Annotated in this window: 19 protein-coding genes; 12 read left to right on the forward strand and 7 right to left on the reverse strand. The window is 68.6% G+C overall.

Annotated features, from left to right (window positions below):
- Positions 1-26: 26 nt before the first annotated feature.
- The 3 genes from MU521_RS12950 (at position 27) to MU521_RS12960 (ending at position 2,651) form a co-directional block, all read left to right on the forward strand.
- Complete coding sequence (locus MU521_RS12950) at positions 27-857, forward strand: molybdopterin synthase (protein WP_092691241.1); 831 nt, start codon at positions 27-29, stop codon at positions 855-857.
- 312 nt (positions 858-1,169) lie between these two features.
- Entirely contained in the window at positions 1,170-1,424 is a 255-nt protein-coding gene (locus MU521_RS12955; protein ID WP_092691421.1) for a DUF7123 family protein, read from the forward strand.
- Positions 1,425-1,544: 120 nt separating this feature from the next.
- A complete protein-coding gene (locus tag MU521_RS12960; protein ID WP_092691238.1) occupies positions 1,545-2,651 on the forward strand; it encodes a site-2 protease family protein in 1,107 nt (368 codons plus the stop codon).
- Between the two features lie 7 nt (positions 2,652-2,658).
- Here MU521_RS12960 and thiL read toward each other — a convergent pair whose 3' ends face one another.
- Positions 2,659-3,537: a thiamine-phosphate kinase gene (gene thiL / locus MU521_RS12965; RefSeq protein WP_092691236.1), complete on the reverse strand. Its 879-nt coding sequence runs from the start codon at positions 3,535-3,537 to the stop codon at positions 2,659-2,661.
- An 87-nt stretch (positions 3,538-3,624) separates the two neighbouring features.
- Between thiL and MU521_RS12970 the strand changes: the two genes are divergently transcribed.
- The 4 genes from MU521_RS12970 to MU521_RS12985 all read left to right on the forward strand — a co-directional run bounded on the left by MU521_RS12970 (position 3,625) and on the right by MU521_RS12985 (position 6,414).
- The gene (locus MU521_RS12970) at positions 3,625-4,668 is read left to right on the forward strand and encodes a lysylphosphatidylglycerol synthase transmembrane domain-containing protein (RefSeq protein ID WP_092691234.1); all 1,044 of its coding nucleotides are present in this window, start codon (positions 3,625-3,627) and stop codon (positions 4,666-4,668) included.
- 58 nt (positions 4,669-4,726) lie between these two features.
- Positions 4,727-5,188, forward strand: a complete 462-nt coding sequence (locus MU521_RS12975) for a 30S ribosomal protein S19e (RefSeq protein ID WP_092691231.1) — start codon at positions 4,727-4,729, stop codon at positions 5,186-5,188.
- Positions 5,189-5,466: 278 nt separating this feature from the next.
- Positions 5,467-5,817, forward strand: a complete 351-nt coding sequence (locus MU521_RS12980; RefSeq protein WP_092661566.1) for a DNA-binding protein — start codon at positions 5,467-5,469, stop codon at positions 5,815-5,817.
- Complete coding sequence (locus tag MU521_RS12985) at positions 5,818-6,414, forward strand: DUF7411 family protein (RefSeq protein WP_092691229.1); 597 nt, start codon at positions 5,818-5,820, stop codon at positions 6,412-6,414.
- Between the two features lie 4 nt (positions 6,415-6,418).
- Here MU521_RS12985 and MU521_RS12990 read toward each other — a convergent pair whose 3' ends face one another.
- Positions 6,419-6,622, reverse strand: coding sequence for a hypothetical protein (locus MU521_RS12990; protein ID WP_092691227.1), 204 nt, complete (start codon positions 6,620-6,622; stop codon positions 6,419-6,421).
- 115 nt (positions 6,623-6,737) lie between these two features.
- Between MU521_RS12990 and hisS the strand changes: the two genes are divergently transcribed.
- The gene (gene hisS / locus MU521_RS12995; protein WP_092691223.1) at positions 6,738-8,039 is read left to right on the forward strand and encodes a histidine--tRNA ligase; all 1,302 of its coding nucleotides are present in this window, start codon (positions 6,738-6,740) and stop codon (positions 8,037-8,039) included.
- On the opposite strand, the gene MU521_RS13000 is transcribed toward hisS, so the two are convergent.
- From MU521_RS13000 to MU521_RS13015, 4 genes are all read right to left on the reverse strand, one after another.
- Positions 8,036-9,136, reverse strand: a complete 1,101-nt coding sequence (locus tag MU521_RS13000) for a hypothetical protein (RefSeq protein ID WP_092691221.1) — start codon at positions 9,134-9,136, stop codon at positions 8,036-8,038. The genes hisS and MU521_RS13000 overlap by 4 nt on opposite strands.
- A complete protein-coding gene (locus MU521_RS13005; RefSeq protein WP_092691218.1) occupies positions 9,129-10,280 on the reverse strand; it encodes a helix-turn-helix transcriptional regulator in 1,152 nt (383 codons plus the stop codon). Before MU521_RS13005 ends, MU521_RS13000 begins: the two co-directional genes overlap by 8 nt.
- Before the next feature lie 186 nt (positions 10,281-10,466).
- A complete protein-coding gene (locus MU521_RS13010) occupies positions 10,467-11,195 on the reverse strand; it encodes a hypothetical protein (protein ID WP_092691215.1) in 729 nt (242 codons plus the stop codon).
- A gap of 174 nt (positions 11,196-11,369) precedes the next feature.
- On the reverse strand, positions 11,370-11,795 hold the full coding sequence (locus tag MU521_RS13015; protein WP_092691213.1) for a universal stress protein: 426 nt from the start codon (positions 11,793-11,795) through the stop codon (positions 11,370-11,372).
- A 95-nt stretch (positions 11,796-11,890) separates the two neighbouring features.
- On the opposite strand from MU521_RS13015, the gene truA reads away from it, so the two are divergent.
- Complete coding sequence (truA, locus tag MU521_RS13020; protein ID WP_092691210.1) at positions 11,891-12,721, forward strand: tRNA pseudouridine(38-40) synthase TruA; 831 nt, start codon at positions 11,891-11,893, stop codon at positions 12,719-12,721.
- A gap of 4 nt (positions 12,722-12,725) precedes the next feature.
- On the opposite strand, the gene MU521_RS13025 is transcribed toward truA, so the two are convergent.
- Positions 12,726-14,069, reverse strand: coding sequence for a M28 family metallopeptidase (locus MU521_RS13025; RefSeq protein ID WP_092691208.1), 1,344 nt, complete (start codon positions 14,067-14,069; stop codon positions 12,726-12,728).
- Between the two features lie 117 nt (positions 14,070-14,186).
- On the opposite strand from MU521_RS13025, the gene pepF reads away from it, so the two are divergent.
- From pepF to MU521_RS13040, 3 genes are all read left to right on the forward strand, one after another.
- Entirely contained in the window at positions 14,187-15,977 is a 1,791-nt protein-coding gene (gene pepF / locus MU521_RS13030) for an oligoendopeptidase F (protein ID WP_092691205.1), read from the forward strand.
- A 102-nt stretch (positions 15,978-16,079) separates the two neighbouring features.
- Entirely contained in the window at positions 16,080-17,300 is a 1,221-nt protein-coding gene (pan2, locus tag MU521_RS13035) for a proteasome-activating nucleotidase Pan2 (protein WP_092691203.1), read from the forward strand.
- 74 nt (positions 17,301-17,374) lie between these two features.
- A complete protein-coding gene (locus MU521_RS13040) occupies positions 17,375-18,763 on the forward strand; it encodes a PAS domain-containing sensor histidine kinase (protein WP_092691200.1) in 1,389 nt (462 codons plus the stop codon).
- Positions 18,764-18,876 lie beyond the last annotated feature (113 nt).

Raw genomic sequence — 18,876 nt, forward strand, 5'->3', positions numbered from 1 at the left:
TGCGCCGCGCGACCCGACAAGCAGGTATGCACATACTCGGGGTCGTCGGGCCCTCGGACTCGGGGAAGACGACGCTGGTCGAACGGCTCGCCGGCAGACTGGCCGAGCGCGGCCGTGTGGCGACGATCAAACACCTCACGCACGCGCCCGACATCGACACCGACGGGAAAGACACCGCACGCCACCGGACGGCCGGTGCGGCGACGACCTACGGCCTCACCGACGACGAGGGCTGGTTCGCCACGGGCGAGGACCGCACGCTCGACGACACACTGGACGCGCTCGCCCCAGACTACGACTACGCCATCGTCGAGGGGTTCAGCGACGCCGCCATCCCGCAGGTCGTGCTGGGCAACCGTGACCACGCCGGGCCGGAACTGGCCGCCGCGCCGACGGCCGAGGACGTGGACCTCGACGCCGTTCTCGACGCGCTGGCCGGGACCGAACCGCGCGAGACGCTCGAATCGCTGGTCGAGCGGGTCAAGCGTTCCCCGCGGGCCGAGCGAGCGGGTGCCATCGCCACCTTCACTGGACGCGTCCGCGCGAGGGACGCCCCCGACGACGACCCGACGGAGTACCTAGCCTTCGAGAAGTACGAGGGCGTCGCCGACGACCGGATGGAAGCCATCGCGGCCGAACTCGAAGACCGCGAGGGCGTCCTCGACGTGGTGCTGCACCACCGCACCGGCGTCATCGAGTACGGCGAAGATATCGTCTTCGTCGTCGTACTGGCGGGCCACCGCCGCGAGGCCTTCCGGACCGTGGAGGACGGCATCGACCGTCTCAAAGACGAGGTGCCGCTGTTCAAGAAAGAGGTCACCGTCGACGACGAGTTCTGGGTCCACGAACGGGAGTAGCCACCGGTCGTGGCCCGCGCGCTCGCCGGTCACCCCGGCCGCGCGCCACGATAGTATCGGCAATACGACCCGGTAGATGCCTGGTGTGAGACGCCCGTCATACAGTTAGATCGATGGATTCCCGATCCGCCTCTGACGGAGTGTAAGAGCTTTATAAAACATCTCGACTATTCTCGAAACGTTCTGAAAGACTCGTTTTACACCGGTTCACGGACGGACAAACGCAAAGCGTCGCTAAAACCGCCGAAGTGATGCGAAGGTTCCTGGCTTTATATGTGGTCGTGGTCGGAAGGGAGGGATGAGGTGTCACAGATGAGTGCAACCACACAGCCCTCCACGACGGACGACGAGACCGCGAGCAAGGAAGAACGACTCAAGGCCTTCCTCTCCCGGAAGGCCGAGGACGGTGAGCTGTACTTCAAGAGCAAGTTCATCGCGGACGAAGTCGGACTGTCGCCCAAGGAGATCGGTGCGCTGATGGTGAAGCTGAAAGACTCCGCCAGCGAGCTGGAAATCGAGAAGTGGTCGTACACGAGTGCGACCACGTGGCGCATCGAATCCGTCTGATCGGACACCACGCCCGCCCGACGCCCCGCCGCCGAATCGACCACCGACCGTTCGACGCCCTGCGAACGGCCACGACGCCGACACGAGGTTTTTACAGTACCGACCCGTAACTACTGTTCGATGGCGGCTGCCCGGACGCCGGGGGACGGCCCGCCCGTCGAGGAGTTCGCGTCGGTGTTTCGCGTCCACGAGGTCCGAACCGACGGCGACAGGCTCCTCTACGTCGGCCGTCCGACCGTCTCCGCCGACGCCCTGGAACGCGAGGTCCACCCCCTGTTTCGCGAGTACGGGTACGAGATCTCTCTCCGACGACACCAGCCGGCCGGCCCGACAGGACCCGGCACGTACGCGCTGGTCGCCGAGCCACGGACGGTCGGCGTCGACGGGATTCCCTGGACGAACGTCGCGCTCGCACTGGCTACAGTGGCGACCACGCTGTTCGTCGGCTCGCTGTGGTACCAGGGCAACGCCGTCGCCGACCCCGCCTCCGCGCTCCGTGCCTGGCCCTTCACCGCGGCCGTCCTCGGCGTGATCGGCACCCACGAACTCGGCCACTACGTCACGAGCCGCTACCACCGTGTCGACGCGAGCCTTCCCTACTTCATCCCCGTGCCGATCCCACCCTTCGGCACGATGGGCGCGGTCATCCGCATGAAAGGCCGGATCCCCGACCGCGAGGCGCTGTTCGACATCGGTATCGCCGGCCCGCTCGCGGGGCTGGTCGCCACCGTCGTCGTCACCGTGATCGGGCTCCACCTCCCGCCGGTCACCAACCCCTTCGGCGTGCAGTTCAACCACCCACTGCTGTTGCAGGCTATCGCGGCCGTGACCGGCCAGCAACTCGTCTACAGCGACCCCCAACTGATCTTCAATCCCGTCGTCTTCGGCGGCTGGCTCGGGGCTTTCCTGACCTTCCTGAACCTGCTCCCGGTGGGACAACTCGACGGGGGCCACATCGTCCGCGCGATGTTCGGCGAGCGCACCGAGACCATCGGTGCCGCCGTGCCGGCCGCGCTGTTCGGACTGGGGGCCTTCCAGTTGCTCGGCCGGAGCAGCGACGTGACGCTGGTCTGGTTCCTCTGGGGGACGCTCGCGCTCGGGTTGGCCTACGCCGGCCCGACGACGCCGATCAGCGACGACGGACTCGACAGGAAGCGGTTCGCGCTGGGTGCCGTCACCTTCCTGATCGGGCTGACCTGCTTCACGCCGGTCCCCGTCAGCGTCTGAGGGACTCTTATTCCTCGCCGTGCGTGTACCCGCGATCCGGGAGCGACACGTCGTCGAGCGTGACCGCGGACCCATCGGTGACGGTCCCGATCCGGGTGATCGGCACGTCGCACACGTCCCGGAGCCCCGGCAGACTGTCGGGTGGCGCGGTGAACACGAGTTCGAAGTCCTCGCCGAAGAACACGCCGAGTTCGCGGCGGTCGGCGGGGTCGTCGGTCACGTCGTCGACGGCGTCGTCGATGGGCAGGGGCGTCTCGACGGCAAAGCCACAGTCGCTGGCGTCGGCGAGGTGGTGGAGCGACCGGGCCAGCCCGTCGCTGGAGTCGATCATCGCGGTCGCAGAGGAGGAGATAGCCAGTCCGGAGACGACCCGTGGCGTGAACCGAAAGAGATCGTTGGCCCACTCCTGGTCACCCCGCTCGAACAGGCGGAGTGCGGCCCCGCTCCGGCCGAGCGTCCCGGTCACACAGAGGGCGTCGCCGGATTCGGCACCGGAGCGCCGGACGGGGTCGGCCGTTCGACCGAGAGCGGTGGTGGCGACGGTGAACTCCTCGTGGTCGTCGAGGTCGCCGCCGACGTACTCGGCCTCGACGTAGGCACACACGTCCTGCGCGCCGCGCACGAACGCGCGCAACGCCTCGGGGTCGAAGTCGGGGGCGGCGTACACCGCGACGGCGGCGGTAGCTTCGGCGCCCATCGCGGCCACGTCGGACAGCGACGCGCCGACGGCCCGCCAGCCGGCGGTGTACCTGGTCGTGCCGTCGGGGAAGTCCCTGCGGTCGTGGAGCATGTCCGTCGTGAGGACCTGCTCGCCGACGACGGCGGCGTCGTCGCCCGCGGCGGGGAGGTCGTCGGCCAGCAGCGACAGGGCCGCCCGCTCGTCCATAGGGTGTCATCGCACCCGCCCGTTAAGAAAACACCCCCTCGGACCGGAGTCGGAGGCTTCAAGCGACGACCGGTCCACGGGCGAGATATGGACGGGGAGCGCGGAGCGACGGCCCTCGGGTTCGCCGCCGCCATCGTCGTCCTCGGGGTCGTCTTCTGGATCGTCGGCATCGACAAGACGGTGCAGGCGTTGCGGTCCGCGAGCCTCCCCATCGCACTGCTGGTCGTGCCGGTCGCGGTCTGCTGGCTCACCATGTGGGGGATGGCGCTCCACACAGTTCTGCGGGCGCTGGACGCACCCGTCAGTGCCCCACGGGCCGTCCTCGTGTTCGTCTCCGCGATGTTCGCGAACAACGTCACGCCGTTCGGGCAGGCCGGCGGCGAACCGCTGTCGGCACTGCTGATCTCCGAGTCGGCCGACACCGAGTACGAGACGGGCCTGGCGGCCATCGCGTCGGTGGACGCGCTCCACTTCGTCCCCTCCATCGGGCTGGCGACGCTCGGACTGGGTTACATCGCCGTCCAGACGGTGACGCTGGGTCGGAACCTGCTGTTGGCGGCGGGGGCCGTCGCCGTCCTCGCGACGGCGGTGCCCCTGGCCGCCTTCCTGGGCTGGCGCTACCGGTACGAACTCGAAGCCGCCGTCGTGCGCGTTCTCACACCGGTCATCCGCGGCGTCGGGAGTCTCGTCCCCGGGCGAGAGCCCATCGAACCCGCGGTCATCGAGCGCCGCATCGAGGGCTTTTTCGAGGCCATCGACCGCGTGGCGGCCAGTCGACGGACGATCATCACGGCGCTCGGGTTCTCGCTGGCGGGCTGGATCTCGCTCGCCAGTGCGCTGTGGGTGGCCGCGTACGCCGTCGGAGTCACCGTCCCGTTCGCCGCCGTGATAATCGTGGTCCCGATCGGCTCCATCGCCGGGGTGACACCGCTCCCGGGCGGACTCGGCGGCATCGAGGCCGCCTTCGCCGCGCTACTCGTGGCGACGACCGGTATCGCCGGGTCGACCGCGTTCGCCGCCGTCTTCATCCACCGCGCCGCGACGTACTGGCTCTCGACGATCACCGGCGGCGGGATCGCGGCCGCGATCTGGACACGGCGGAGCCAGAAACGGCGGGCGAACTCGGAGTGACGGTTGCGACGGGACGCTAACGATGCGCTTTTATGACGCCGCGCGGAACGGAGATGCAATGACGACGCTCTACGACGCGCCCGCCGAGGATCTCATCGAGGCGGTCGCCGAGAAGCTCGCCGAGGAAGAGGCAGTGACAGCACCCGACTGGGCCCGCTACACCAAGACCGGCGCCGGTCGCGAACTCCCCCCCGAGCAGGAGGACTTCTGGCAGCGCCGCGCCGCCAGCCTGCTCCGGAAGGTTGCCGTCGACGGTCCCGTCGGCGTCGAGCGCCTCCGGACCGAGTACGGCGGTTCCAAGCAGGGCTCGACCCGCTACCGGGTCCGCCCGCCGAACAGCACGGACGGCTCCGGGAAGGTCATCCGGACCGCACTCCAGCAGCTCGAAGACGCCGGCTACATCAACATCGCCCAGGGCGAAGGCCGCAAGGTCGCCCCCGACGGCAAGAGCCTGCTCGACGACACCGCGGGCGAAGTTCTGGAAGACCTCGACCGGCCGGAACTCGAACGGTACGCCTGAGCCGATCTTCTCGGTTTTCTCTGGACGGGTAGCGGCGGGTGTCGCGGTGCGGTAGCTGTGGCGGTCGCAGTGCGGTAGCTGTGGCGTAGCGGATGCGGTGGGCAACTAGCATCCGGCGGCCTCTGGCCGCCGGTTCCTCGCGAGCGCGACCGGCGGTCGCGCTCGCGCCTTTTTTCGCCCACGTTTTTACAAGGGGGGTTCGCCTCCGGCGAATCCCCCCACAGTAAAAAGGTGGTCCGTTAGGGTTTTGCGGCTGACCGAGCTAGTGTCGGGTAGTCATGAGTGGCGAGCCCGACGACGAGGAACTCGAACGACTGCGACAGGAGAAAATGGAGAAGCTGCGCGAGCAGCAACAGGGCCAGGGCGGCGGTGAGGCACAGGAGGCCCAGCGCCAGCAGGCCGAGGCCCAGAAGAAGGCCCTGCTCCGCCAGCACCTGACCGACGGGGCGCGCAAGCGGCTGAACACGGTGAAGATGTCCAAGCCCCAGTTCGGCGAGCAGGTCGAAAAGCAGGTCATCGCGCTGGCCCGGAGCGGGCGCATCCAGGGCAAGATCGACGAGGAGAAGATGAAGGACCTGCTCTCGGAGCTGAAGCCCGACTCGAAGAGTTTCGACATCGAACGCCGGTAGATGGACGTCGGCGTCCTCTACAGCGGCGGCAAAGATTCGACGCTGGCCGCGCTCGTGCTGGACCCGTTCTACGAGGTCACCCTCGTGTCGGCGACGTTCGGGATCACCGACGCCGCCGACCACGCCCGCGAGGCCGCCGAGGCGGTGGACTTTCCACTGGAAACGGTGGAGGTAGACGAGTCGGTGGCTCGCGATGCCGCCGCGCAGATGGTAGAGGACGGCTTCCCGCGCAACGGCATCCAGCAGGTTCACGATCACGTCCTCGAAGTCGTCGCGGGGGAGTCCTTTTCTGCAGTCGCGGACGGCACGCGCCGTGACGACCGGGTGCCGACGGTCTCGCGGGCACAGGCCCAGAGTCTCGAAGACCGCCACGACGTGGACTACATCGCGCCGCTGTCGGGGTTCGGTCGCGGTGCAGTCGACGACCTCGTGGACGAGCGGCTGGTCGTCGAAGAGGGGCCGAGCGAGGAGATTCTCAAGGGCGACTACGAGGCGGAGTTGCGCGAAGTGATCCGCGAGGAGTTCGAGGACGGGGCCGTCGAGGACGTGTTTCCCGCCCACGACCAGACGCGAGTGGTGGGGTTGCGCGGGCGGTGACGGCTCAGGCCGAGAGCCAGGCGTAGGTCTGGATGCCGCCGAAGACGACCGCGAGCGTGGCGTTCTGGACGACGAGTAGATTCTGTGAGGGGAGCGTCGCCCTGGCGGCGACGGCGGCGACGCCGAACAACGTCGCCAGCAGGAGGTTGTACTTCGCGAGTGCCGTCCAGCAGTCTTGATCGAGGTCGACGAGGCCGTCCGATCCCATAGTGGGACCTCGGAGCCGAGACTAAGGAAGGCTCCGGCCTGTCCTGGGATCGATCGACGGGGCAGGCCGGTACCCAAAGGACAGTTTCAAGCGCGGGGTCCCCAAATCGGGGCACATGTACGACGGCCTGAAGGGCTTTCGCGACTTCTACCCCGCGGAGATGGGGCCCCGGCGAGAGGTCATCGACACGCTGGAGGCCACGGCCAAGCGGTACGGCTTCCGCGAGATCGGGACCCCGGCGATGGAGCGCACCGAGATGTACGTGGACAAGAGCGGCGAGGGCATCGTCGAGGAACTGTACGCCTTCGAGGACAAGGGCGGCCGCGACGTGTCGCTCACCCCCGAGTTGACGCCGACGGTCGCGCGCATGGTCGTGGCCAAACAGCAGGAGCTCTCGAAGCCGATCAAGTGGGTCTCGACCCGGCCGTTCTGGCGCTACGAGCAGGTCCAGCAGGGTCGGTTCCGGGAGTTCTACCAGACCAACGTGGACATCTTCGGCTCCTCGGAACCGGCGGCCGACGCCGAAGTGCTCGCCTTCGCCGCCGACGCCCTGACGAACCTCGGGCTCACGAACGAGGCGTTCGAGTTCCGCGTCTCCCACCGCGATATTCTGGGCGGTCTCCTCGAAGCGTTCGACGCCGACGTGGACACGCGCGAGGCCATCCGCGCGGTGGACAAATCCGAGAAGATCGACGAGTCGGAGTACCACGACCTGCTGGTCGAGGCGGGGCTCTCCTACGACCAGGCCGCCGAGTTCGACGACCTGCTGGCGACCGACGAGGAGAATCTCGACGACCTGATCGAGTTCGCCGGGACCGACCGGGTCGAGGCGGCGGTGACGAACCTCCAGAACGTGCTGGACGTGGCCGCGGACTTCGGCGCGCGGGAGTACTGCACGCTCTCGCTGGAGACCGCCCGCGGACTCGACTACTACACGGGCGTCGTCTTCGAGTGTTTCGACGCCACTGGCGAGGTCTCCCGGTCGGTGTTCGGCGGCGGTCGCTACGACGACCTGATCGAGAGCTTCGGCGGGCAGCCGACACCCGCTGTGGGGGTCGCGCCCGGTCTCGCGCCACTGTCCCTGCTGCTCCAGCGCGCGGGCGTCTGGCCCGACGAAGGGTTCACGACCGACTACTACGTCCTGCAGGTCGGCGATACGCGTGCCGTGGCGGCCGACATCACCCGTGAGTTGCGCGAGCGCGGCCACGTCGTCGAGACCGACCTCTCGGACCGGAGTTTCGGCGGCCAGCTGGACTACGCCGACTCGGTCGACGCCGAGACGGTCGTCATCGTCGGCGAACAGGACCTCGAAGACGACGCCGTGACGGTCAAGGACATGGCCTCCGGTGACCAGCAACAGGTCCCACTGACGGAGTTCCCGGGCGACCACGACCGGCCGACCTTCGACGACTTCTAGCCGTCGAACAGGCCGTCATCGGTCGTCTCGCCGCCGTCCGCCGGCTCTTCCTCGGCCGTTACCGTGTCGTCCTCGAAGAAACCGGTGCCGTCGTCACCGGACGAGTCGTCGGTCGTCGTCTCGGTGTCGCCGAGTAGCCCGTCGTCCGTGCCGTCGAGCAGGCCGTCCTCGTCGGAAATGTTCCCGTCGAGGGTGCCGCCGAACGGGGCGTCGGAATCGTTCGCGTCGTCTTCGATCACGTCGCCGAGGTCCAACGACTCGTTGTCCGCGCCCAGTTCGTCGAGCGCGTCACCCAGCGTCGAGTCGTTTTCGTCGAACGGCCAGTCGGTCCGGTTGGTCGGGGCGACGGTCTCGTTGAGGCCATCGAGGATGTCCTCGGCGTCGATCCCCTCGTCCTCACCGATCTCGTCGGCGACCAGAGATCGGCCGAGCGCTCTGAGATCGTTCCGGAGATCGGCCCGCACGGAGTCCGAGCGGTTGGCCAGTGCGCGGAACCGTTCGGCCGAGAGCCCGTACTCGGCCGTGACGGCGTCGGGGAGGTCCGCCGTGGCGCGTTCGCCGCGGTCGGCCAGCCGCCGGTTCACGGCCGCCTCGACGGAGACCGTGGCCGCGCGGTAGGCGTACGCGCCGGGCGAGACCGAGCGGTTGTCGGCCGCCGCCCGGAGGCGTTCGCGGCGCTCACGGAGCGAGGCGAGGCGGGCGTCGGCGCGCGCTTCGAGTACTGCCAGCACCGCCGCCCGCTCCTCCAGGGAGTCCGCGCGCCCAAGCCTGACGACCAGCGTCCGGGTTTCGAGTTCGCCCGCTACCTCGGACTGTTGGCTCCCGATGGCTCCGGCGAGGCGCGCCCCGGCCGACGCCGTCGCGTTCGCGCTACTCGCGTTGCCGCCGGCGTCACCGGCCTGCGCCGCATCGGCACTGGCGGCGTGCCCGGCGGTGGCGGCGGTGGCGCTACCGTCGGTGGCTGCCGTGTCCGCCGTCGGGGAGTCGGCCAGCAGGCCGGCCGCCGGGACGGCGGCTCCGACGACGAGGCAGCCGACCAGCACCGCGGCGACGAGCGGGCGCAGGCGGTTCGAGAGTCCTGATTGGGTGTCAGTCATGGGTTTCCTCCGGGAGTGCGATGACGTTCTCGCGGCCGAGGCGGAACACTTCGATCTCGTCGTCGTCCCTGAGCCGGGAGACGACGCGGCTGGTCTTCGAGTCCCCCCAGTCGCAGGCGTCGGCGAGTTCCTGCTGTTTGATCCGGCCGCCGTGGTCGCGGATGGCCGACAGCGCGCGCTCGTCGTCGCTGAGCAGGGCCGCCGACGGGCCGTCTCCGGCCCCGTCGTCGCCGTCGGATGCGGCCGCCGTCCCGGCCGTCGATCCGGCCGTCGACTCGGCCACAGCCGCGCCGTCGCCGGCCCCGTCGTCGCCGTCGGATGCGGCCGCCGTCCCGGCCGTCGATCCGGCCGTCGACTCGGCCACAGCCGCGCCGTCGCCGGGTCCGTCGGCCCCGTCGGTCGGCCGTCTGCGGACGTACAGCACGCCGGCGGCTCCGAGTGTAGCGAGGACGAGGACGGCGACGCCGGCCGCCAGGAACGGGAACCCGCCGGCCGTCGCCGGCTCCGAGTCGACCGTTTCGCTGGCGACGATTCGCGGTGCCGTCGAACCGAAGCCGAGTTCGCCCGCCCAGGCGACCCGGTCGCGTCTGGTCTCGGTCGGTTCGGGCGTCACGCTGTCGAGCCGGTAGCCGTCGGACCAGGCGACGGTGAGTCGTGTGTCCGGGCCCAGGTAGAAGCCGCTGATGGCGTCGCCGATCCGGAGCGTCGAGGCGTTGCCGCCGACGAACCCGGACCAGGCGAAGCGGTAGGTGACGATGCCGGTCGACTGGGCGAGGCGCTGGCGGCGAACCGTCACCGTCACGTTCGAGAGCGCCATCTCGCGGCCGGTCTCGTTCTCGGCCTGCCGGACCGACGGGCGGATGTCGGCGGCAAAGTCCTCGACGTAGGTCGAACGGTTCGCCTCGATCTCCTGGCGGTAAGCGGTGAAGGCCTCCTTCTCGCCCGGATCGGTCAGGTAGAACTGGTACTGGATCTCCCAGGCGGCGGTCCCGTCGGCACCGGCGTCGATCCGGATGAGCGTGCTGTCGGGCGACAGCGATTCGTTGTCCGCGCCGGCGGACTGGGCCGCCACCGGGCCGGTACAGAGCCAGCAGGCGACGACGACGGCCACGCCGACCAGCAGCCACCGGGATACTCGTTGCATTCCGTCTGTCTGGAGATAGGTCGAGTGATCGTAATCTATCTTCGGATGCGAACCGCGGACGGGACCCCGGTGCACGAAAAGCGCCAGCAGGGGTGTCAGGGCGGAACATGTGAATGGGATTCGGGTGGGTCCCGTGGGGAGTCGGGTGGGCGTGGGTGTTGGGTAGGGTGCGTGGAGGGAGCGCCGTTAGTCCTCGAGTTCGTCCTGCAGACCGTCGACCTCCTCGCTCAGTTCGTCGTTGGCGTCCGCCAGCTCGTCACTGGACTCCTCGTCGAGCTCGTCGAGCGCCTCGTTCAGTTCGTCGCGTGCGTCCTCGCGGGCGTCGTCGACGGCGGCGCTGGCGTTCGCGTCCGCCTCGGCGTCGGCTTCGGCCTCGGCGTCAGCCGCCAGGTCGGCCTCGGCGTTGCCCGCCGCGTTAGCGTTCTCGTCGCCCCGGGCGTTGGCCTCGGCGTTCTCGTCGGCGAACAGGCGCAGGACGGTCGCGACGAAACCCTCGTCGCTATCCACACCGTCGTCCGCGCTCGCACTCGTGTTGGTGTTCGCGTCGGCCTGAGCGCTCCCGTCGAACGGGAGGTCGATCACGATGCCGAAGGGCAGCACGACCTTCCCCTCGGCGCTCACCTCGGCCGAGCCCTCGGCGGCGGCTTCGCCGCGGTCCGCGCGGGCATCACCGTTGCCCGACGCGCTGGCGGCGGCGTCGACGGTCACAGCCGCCGAGCCGCTGGCCTCGCCGTCCGCGTCGGCGCTACCGGAGGCCGTCACCGCGACCTCGGCACCGGCTTCGGCTTCGGCCTCGCCGTCCGTCTCGTTCTCGACCTGTGCGTCCGTGCTCGCGGCCGCCGCTGCGGGCACCGTCGCGGTGAGGACCACCGCGAGCGCCAGCAGCAGCGAACCAGTTCGGGTGTTCAGGCGCATTGCATCCCCAGCTTGGAGCGGGAGGGTCGTATAAAGAGATGGCCCTGGCGGTGCATTCCACCGGATTGGCGTCACTTGCACCGATTTTCACACCGTTTCCGTCGTGCGGTTACAGCCACTTCTCTCGAACGGCCGTGTTGAACGGTCGAAAGATTGAAAAGGAGAATTCGGAAGTCAGTCGTCGTCGCCGGTCGCGACGAGGACCGGTTGCTCGGCGTCGAGGAGGACGGCCTGTGTGACGCTGCCGAACAGGGCTTTGCCGACGGGGGATCGTTTCCGACCGTGGACGGCGATGGCGTCCACGTCGAGTTCGGCCGCAGTCTCCAGGATGACCGTCGCGGGGTCGCCGTGCTCGTGGCGGACCCGCGCAGTCACACCGGCGGCTTCGAGCGCGTCGACGGCCGTCGTGACGCTCTCGGGCACGTCGTCTTCGTCGTAGATAGCCTCGGAGGAGACGGCTTCGCCCTCGTCGCGAACCTCGAACTGTTCGAAGACGTTGAGGACGGTGACCTCGATTTCCTCGGGATCGGCGGGGAGGTCGGTGACGGTGTCGACGAGCGCTGCGGGCTCGTCCTCGGTCGCGAGTAACACGTGATACATACCCCCTGCTTCCAGCGGGCACTACTTAGTTCGCGGGACCAGTTCAGCTGGGGGCCGTCGAAACGCTCATCGCGCTCGCCGAACTGGTACGATCCATGCGCGCGTACCGGGTCGCGTACGACGGGCGACGGTTCCACGGGTTCCAGCGCCAGCCCGACGTGGCTACCGTCTCCGATACCCTGCTGGCGGCCCTTTCGGACCTGGACGTACTGGACGCCGGGTCGGACGCACCGCCGAACTACGCGGCCGCGGGCCGAACCGACGCCGGCGTCTCCGCGCTCGCTCAAACTGTTGCCTTCGACGCGCCCGACTGGCTGACCCCACGGGCCTTCGACAGCGAACTCCCACCCGACGTGCGGGTGTGGGCCGTCGCCGATGCACCGGCCGACTTTCACGCCACCCACGACGCGACGCGTCGCGAGTACGTCTACCATCTCCACGCACCGGCCGAGACCGTCGACGACGAGCGCGCGACAGCCGCACTCGACGCCCTCCGTGGCGAACACGACTTCCACAACCTGACGCCCGACGACGACGGCACGGTGCGGGGCCTGGATGGCGAAATCGACCGGGACGGTGAGTACCTCGTGGTGCGGGTCCAGGCCGACGGGTTCGCCCGCCAGCTCGTCCGCCGGCTCGTGGCCCTGCTCGACGAGATCGCTCGCGGCGAGCGCGACCTCGGGGCCGTCGACCGCGTGCTGGCCGCGGAGCCGTTGCCCGGACCCGCGGGCGTCCCGGCCGCACCGGCGGAGCCGCTGGTCTTGGCCGACGTGACCTACCCCAACCTGGCGTTCGAGCGCGACCCCGAGGCCGCGGCCAGCACCCGCGAGATCTTCCGGGAGCGCCGCGTCAGGCACGCGACGAGAGCGAGAGTGGCCGAGGACCTGATCGCCGGCGTCGGCGGAACGACCGAGGAGGACGGCTGAGCGGTCACCACTCGTCGGGCCAGATACCCGCGGCGACCATCCCGGGCTTCGCGCCGGTCTCGACCAGTCGCTCGCGGACGGTCGCGGGGTCGACGCGGGGCGGCGCGCGGCCGTCACTGGCGAGTCGCCTGATGAGCAGGGCCGTGACCATCGCGTGTTCGCGGAGCGTCCGCACGTCCGCCTTCTCGCGCGTGTCGGCGCGGGTGTGGGTCCAGCCCCGCTCCCAGTGACCCTCGTCGTCGGGGCGCTCGCTGTGGAGCTGGATCGCCGGGACCCCACGACGGAGAAAGGGCCAGTGATCGCTGTAGGGGTGGGGGCGCTCGCTGACTTCCAGTGGGTGGTTCAGGTCGTCGGCGACGCCCGTGGCGAGGTCGGTCAGCACATCGCTGGTGTGAGTCAGCGCGCGGAGCCGGCGGAACCGACCGACGCCGTCGCAGTTGACGACGGCCCGGAGCCGGTCCGGGTCGAGGTCCGCGGCCAGCGCCTCGCTCCCGAGCAGGCCGAGTTCCTCGCTCCCGACCGCCGCGACCACGACTCGCGTCCCGAGACCGCTCTCGATGTGGCCGAGAATCCGGAGCGCACCGAGCAGGACCGCGACGCCGCAGCCGTTGTCCAACGCCGCCTCGCCCACGTCGTGGCCGTCGAGGTGCGCCACGAGGAGGGTCGCGTCGTCGGTGTCGGGTCCCAGGTGGCCGACGACGTTGCGACTCGTCCCGCGCTCGGTGTCGGCCGTAACCGAGAGCGACACCGACGCCCCCGCGTCGGCGTACTCCCGGAGCCAGTCGCCCGTCTCGGCGCTGACGCCGACGCCCGGGATGGCCGCGGCCTCGCCGAACCGGAGCGCGCCGGTCGGCGGAAGCTGTCCGGGGGCGTGATTGGCGAAGATAAACGCCGCCGCGCCCGCGTCCGCGGCCTGTCCGACCTTCTCCATCCGGTGGATTCGTCGGTCGGCCCCTACCGGCGTGCCCGTACTCGCCAGCGCGACGCGGTCGCGGAGGTCGGCGTCGGCGATCTCCTCGGGTGTCCCGTGGCCCACGTCGACGAGGGCCGCGTCCACCTCGCCGGCGGGGGAGTAGGGGAGCGCGACGGCCTCGAACTCGCGTTCGAGATCGCGGTCGGGGACGGCGACGGTGAGAGCGGTCCGCCCGCGCGTCCACCGGGCCATCTCGAACGGGTGCGTCTCGACATCTCTGACCCCCGCATCGCGGAGGGCGTCCCCGACCAGTTCGGCCGCGCGGGCTTCACCCGGGTGCCCGCCCAGTCGGTCGTCGAGTTCACAGAGCCGGGTCAGCAGATCCCAGGGGGCGTCGTCGCGCCAGGCACGGCCGAGCGCCCGGTCGATGTCCATAGGTCGGGTTCGGCCGGCAACCCCAAATGCTTGCCGCGGCCGGCACGGGCCGAGGACGAGCCGGCGGGTCCCTCCGGCGCGTAAAGGCTTACTTCGCGCCCGCACGTAGCCGGGGCAATGAGTTCGGTTCCCGAACGAAGCGACATCGACGCGGAACACAAGTGGAATCTGGAGGCGCTCTACGCCGACGACGAGGCGTGGGAGGACGCCTTCGAAGAGGTGCAGGAGCGGCTCGCGGACCTGGAGGCGTACGAGGGGCAGGTGACCGAAGACGCCGAGACGCTGCTGGCGGTACTGGAACTCCGCGAGGAGATCATGCGGACCGTCTCGAACGTCACCTCCTACGCGCGGATGCGCCGTGACGAGGACACGACCGACAGCCACTACCAGGCCCTGCTCGCGCGGGCCCAATCGCTGTCCTCGGAGGCCCAGAGCGCCGCCTCGTTCATCGAGCCCGAGTTACAGGACCTCGACCGCGAGGAGATCGAGGCGATGGTGGCCGAGGAACCCGACCTCGAAGTCTACGACCACTACTTCGACGACGTGTTACGGATGAAAGACCACACCCGCTCGGCCGAGGTCGAGAACCTGCTGGCCGAACTCGGCGAGGTCACCGGTGCACCCGGGGAGGTGTACAACACGCTCGCCAACGCGGACATGGAGTTCCCGGCGGTGGAGACGCCCGAGGGCGAGACGAAGCGGATCACGCTCAACAACTTCACGACGCTCCAGAAAAATTCCGACCGCGAGTTCCGGCGGGACGTGTACGAGCAGTTCTACGACGAGTGGGAGACGGTCCGTAACACGGTCGGAGCGGCCTACAAGAACAGCGTCAAGACCGACAGCAAGCTGGCGAACGCGCGCAACTACGACACCGCCCGCGAGGCCGCCCTCGACGGGCCGAACATCCCCGTCGACGTGTACGACAACCTCGTGGACACGGTCCGGGAGAACCTCGACAGCCTCCACCGGCACGCCGAACTGAAGCGCGACGCGATCGGCGCGGACGAGTTGCAGATGTGGGACCTCTACGTCCCGATGGTCGAGGGTGAGAGCCCGGAAGTCACCTACGAGGCGGCCTGCGAGTACGTCGTCGAGGCCGTCGCGCCACTGGGCGAAGAGTACCAGTCCCGGCTCGCGGAGGGGTTGGAGTCGCGCTGGGTCGACGTGTACGAGACCGACGGCAAACAGTCCGGGGCCTACAGCGGCGGCACCTACGACTCCCAGCCGTACATCCTCATGAACTACCAGGACGACGTGTCCTCGATGTACACGCTGGCCCACGAACTCGGCCACTCCCTGCACACGCAACTCACCAGCGAGGAACAGCCCTACGTCTATTCCGGCTACGAGATCTTCGTGGCCGAGGTCGCGTCGACGGTCAACGAGACGCTGCTCACCCACCACCTGCTCGACACCGTCGCGGACGAGCGACTCCGCCGGCACGTCCTCAACGAGTATCTCGAACGGTTCCGCTCGACCCTCTACCGCCAGACCATGTTCGCCGAGTTCGAACACCGCGCCCACGAACTGTCCGAGGCCGGCGAGGCGCTAACTCCCGACCGGCTGGACGAACTCTACCGGGACCTGAAAGGCGACTACTACGAGCCTGCGGAGATCGACGACCGGATCGCGCGCGAGTGGATGCGCATCCCCCACTTCTACCGGGCCTTCTACGTCTACCAGTACGCGACCGGCATCTCGGCGGCGGTCGCGCTGGTCGACCGGATCCTCGACGAGGGGGAACCGGCGGCCGAGCAGTACGTCGACTTCCTCCGGAAGGGGTCCCGGGAGTACCCGCTGGACCTGCTCCGGGGTGCGGGCGTCGACATGGCTTCGCCCGAGCCGGTCGAGTCGGCACTCGGCGTCTACGACGACTACCTCGACGAGTTCGCGGACCTGACCTAAACCATCGGAAATCGGCCGGCTCGGTCGGTCAGGACTGGGGTGGGGTAGGATAGCCGCGACCCAAAGGCCCTTTTACGAGCACCCATTAGCAACGACAGTCAGATGTCCCGGAGTCCGTCGCTCCCGGACCGGCCGCGCCTCGACCTCGATCCGGAGATGTCTCCGGAAGAGCGGCTGGATGCGTTGCGGGAGCACTTTATCGAGCTGGAACAGGTCAACGACGAGCTCTCGTCGCAACTCGACTCGGCCCAGGAGCGTCGCGACAACCTCAGCGGCGAGGTCGACCGGCTGGAACGAGAGAACGAGACGCTCAAAACGTCGTCGCTGTACATCGCGACGGCCGAGGAAGTCACCGACGAGGGTGTCATCGTCAAACAGCACGGCAACAACCAGGAGGTCCTGACGGAGGTGTCGCCGAACCTCAAGGAGGACCTGGAGGCGGGCGACCGGGTCGCGATCAACGATTCCTTCTCCGTCCAGACGCTGCTGGACGCCGAGACCGACGCCCGCGCCCAGGCGATGCAGGTCGACCACAGCCCGAACGTGGTGTACGAGGACATCGGCGGCCTCGACGAACAGATCCGTGAAGTTCGAGAGGCCGTCGAGGAACCGCTGATCAACGCCGAGCAGTTCCGTGAAGTGGGCATCGACCCGCCCAGCGGCGTCCTCCTGCACGGCCCGCCGGGCACGGGGAAGACGATGCTCGCCAAAGCGGTCGCCAACGAGACCGACGCCACCTTCATCAAGATGGCCGGCTCCGAACTCGTCCGGAAGTTCATCGGCGAGGGCGCCCGGCTGGTCCGGGACCTGTTCGAACTCGCCTCCGAACGCGAACCGGCCATCATCTTCATCGACGAGATCGACGCCATCGCGGCCAAGCGCACGGAATCGAAGACCTCCGGCGACGCCGAGGTCCAGCGGACGATGATGCAACTGCTCTCGGAGATGGACGGCTTCGAAGATAGGGGAGAAATCCGCATCATCGCCGCCACCAACCGCTTCGACATGTTGGATCGGGCTATCCTCCGGCCCGGTCGTTTCGACCGCCTCATCGAAGTGGCCAAGCCCGACGCCGAGGGCCGCGAACGCATCCTGGAGATCCACACGAAGGACCTCAACCTCGCGGAGGAACTCGACCTGGCGGCCATCGCCGCCGAGACCGAAGACTTCAGCGGTGCCGAGCTCGCCAGCCTCACCACCGAGGCCGGGATGTTCGCCATCCGCGACGGCCGCACCGAGGTCCGTATGGCGGACTTCGAGGACGCCCGCGAGAAGGTCACCGAGGAAGAGGGGTCCGAGACGGGCCCCATCGCGTTCTACTGAGTGGAATTTTTTCACGCCGAAACGGCGCGATATTCACACGCACCTTTTTTATCGTCGCCGGCCGCTCTTAACTGATGGAATGGTCCGGTCCAGCCGAGGCGTTACTCGAACACGCCCGGGACAAGATCGTCGTTCTCGACGAGGAGGGGACCTTCCGCTACCTGAACCGGGCGACAGCGGAGGTTCTCGGCTTCGACCCCGAGGAACTCCGTGGGGAGACCGCCTTCGAGTACATCCACCCCGACGACCGCGAACGGGTCCTGTCGCGGTTCGAACGGCTCGTCGCGGGTACGGAGTACGACAGGACGGTCGAGTACCGCCATCGGACCGATGACGGGTCCTACGTCTGGCTGGAGAGCCGCATCGCCGAACTCACCGACCCGGAGGAGGGGTACGTCGTCAGCTCGCGGGACGTGACCGAGCGCGTCCGGGCCGAACGCGAGCGCGACGCGACCGCCGAGCGACTCGAAGAACTCGCCGCCAAGGCCGACGACGTGCTGTGGATGTTCTCGGCCGACTGGTCGGAGTTGCTCTTTCTCAACGCGGCCTACGAGTCGATCTACGGCCAGCCGGTCGAGGACATCCGGGCGGACCCCCGGCGCTTCCTCGAAGCGACCCACCCCGACGACCGGTCGGCAGTTCAGGACGCCATGACCCGTCTCTCGGCCGGCGAATCGGTCGATATGGAGTACCGCGTCAACCCCCGGCAGGACTACAGCTGCTGGGTCTGGGTGCAGGCCGAGCCGATCTTCGAGGCGGGCGAAGTCGTCCGGATCGTCGGGTTCACACGCGACGTGACCGACCGGCGACGCCGCGAGCGACAGTTGCGCGTGATCGACACGCTCCTCCGACACAACCTCCGCAACGACCTCAACACCGTCATCGGCCACGCAGAGTACGTGTCCGAACACCCAGAAGACGATCCGCCGAGCCACGCCGCAGCCATCGAGCGAACCGCCCAGGCACTGCTCCACAAAGCCGAGAAACAGCGCCGGACTATCGAGTTGCTCACCGATCCCGTCACGCCGTGTCGAGTCGATCTGACGACCACCATCGAGAACGCCATCGCGACGGTCGAGGACGACTACGATGTCGACGTGGAGACCGACCTCCCGCCGTCGCTGCCGGCCTGTGCGCTCGGCGAGATCGGCACCGCGATCCAGGAACTGCTCGGCAACGCCGCGAAACACGCCGACGACGCGCCGTGGATCCGGATTACCGCGGCGCAGGTCGACGACCGCGCCGTCGTCGAAATCGAAGACACCTGCCCCCCGATCCCCGACTACGAGTACCGCGTCCTGACCGGCGAGCAGGAGATGGACGACGTCACCCACACCAGCGGCCTCGGCCTCTGGCTGGTCTACTGGGTCGTCGACCTCTCGGACGGCACCATCAGCTTCGAGACCGACGACGACGGTAACACCGTCACCGTCTCACTGCCGCTGGCAACGTCGGAACCCTGAAACCGTCCGCAAAGCCGCGCTCACCCCTCCGCGCAGATCTCCACGACCACCTTTTTCCCGCTCGGGTGCGCTTCACGCACCACTCGCGGCAAAAACGTGGGCGAAAAAGGCCG

The sequence above is a fragment of the Halorientalis regularis genome (genome assembly GCF_023698535.1).
GTDB lineage: Archaea > Halobacteriota > Halobacteria > Halobacteriales > Haloarculaceae > Halorientalis > Halorientalis regularis.

Bases quoted from the DNA above. Each gene is read 5' to 3' on its own strand.
- pan2 (WP_092691203.1), top strand. From the start codon at position 16,080: ATGTCCCGGAGTCCGTCGCTCCCGGACCGGCCGCGCCTCGACCTCGAT.
- MU521_RS12990 (WP_092691227.1), bottom strand. From the start codon at position 6,622: ATGGGATCGGACGGCCTCGTCGACCTCGATCAAGACTGCTGGACGGCA.
- hisS (WP_092691223.1), top strand. From the start codon at position 6,738: ATGTACGACGGCCTGAAGGGCTTTCGCGACTTCTACCCCGCGGAGATG.
- MU521_RS12960 (WP_092691238.1), top strand. From the start codon at position 1,545: ATGGCGGCTGCCCGGACGCCGGGGGACGGCCCGCCCGTCGAGGAGTTC.
- MU521_RS12970 (WP_092691234.1), top strand. From the start codon at position 3,625: ATGGACGGGGAGCGCGGAGCGACGGCCCTCGGGTTCGCCGCCGCCATC.
- MU521_RS12985 (WP_092691229.1), top strand. From the start codon at position 5,818: ATGGACGTCGGCGTCCTCTACAGCGGCGGCAAAGATTCGACGCTGGCC.
- MU521_RS13040 (WP_092691200.1), top strand. From the start codon at position 17,375: ATGGAATGGTCCGGTCCAGCCGAGGCGTTACTCGAACACGCCCGGGAC.
- MU521_RS13000 (WP_092691221.1), bottom strand. From the start codon at position 9,136: ATGACTGACACCCAATCAGGACTCTCGAACCGCCTGCGCCCGCTCGTC.
- MU521_RS13025 (WP_092691208.1), bottom strand. From the start codon at position 14,069: ATGGACATCGACCGGGCGCTCGGCCGTGCCTGGCGCGACGACGCCCCC.
- pepF (WP_092691205.1), top strand. From the start codon at position 14,187: ATGAGTTCGGTTCCCGAACGAAGCGACATCGACGCGGAACACAAGTGG.
- thiL (WP_092691236.1), bottom strand. From the start codon at position 3,537: ATGGACGAGCGGGCGGCCCTGTCGCTGCTGGCCGACGACCTCCCCGCC.
- MU521_RS12980 (WP_092661566.1), top strand. From the start codon at position 5,467: ATGAGTGGCGAGCCCGACGACGAGGAACTCGAACGACTGCGACAGGAG.
- MU521_RS13005 (WP_092691218.1), bottom strand. From the start codon at position 10,280: ATGCAACGAGTATCCCGGTGGCTGCTGGTCGGCGTGGCCGTCGTCGTC.
- MU521_RS13015 (WP_092691213.1), bottom strand. From the start codon at position 11,795: ATGTATCACGTGTTACTCGCGACCGAGGACGAGCCCGCAGCGCTCGTC.
- MU521_RS13010 (WP_092691215.1), bottom strand. From the start codon at position 11,195: ATGCGCCTGAACACCCGAACTGGTTCGCTGCTGCTGGCGCTCGCGGTG.
- truA (WP_092691210.1), top strand. From the start codon at position 11,891: ATGCGCGCGTACCGGGTCGCGTACGACGGGCGACGGTTCCACGGGTTC.
- MU521_RS12955 (WP_092691421.1), top strand. From the start codon at position 1,170: ATGAGTGCAACCACACAGCCCTCCACGACGGACGACGAGACCGCGAGC.
- MU521_RS12950 (WP_092691241.1), top strand. From the start codon at position 27: ATGCACATACTCGGGGTCGTCGGGCCCTCGGACTCGGGGAAGACGACG.
- MU521_RS12975 (WP_092691231.1), top strand. From the start codon at position 4,727: ATGACGACGCTCTACGACGCGCCCGCCGAGGATCTCATCGAGGCGGTC.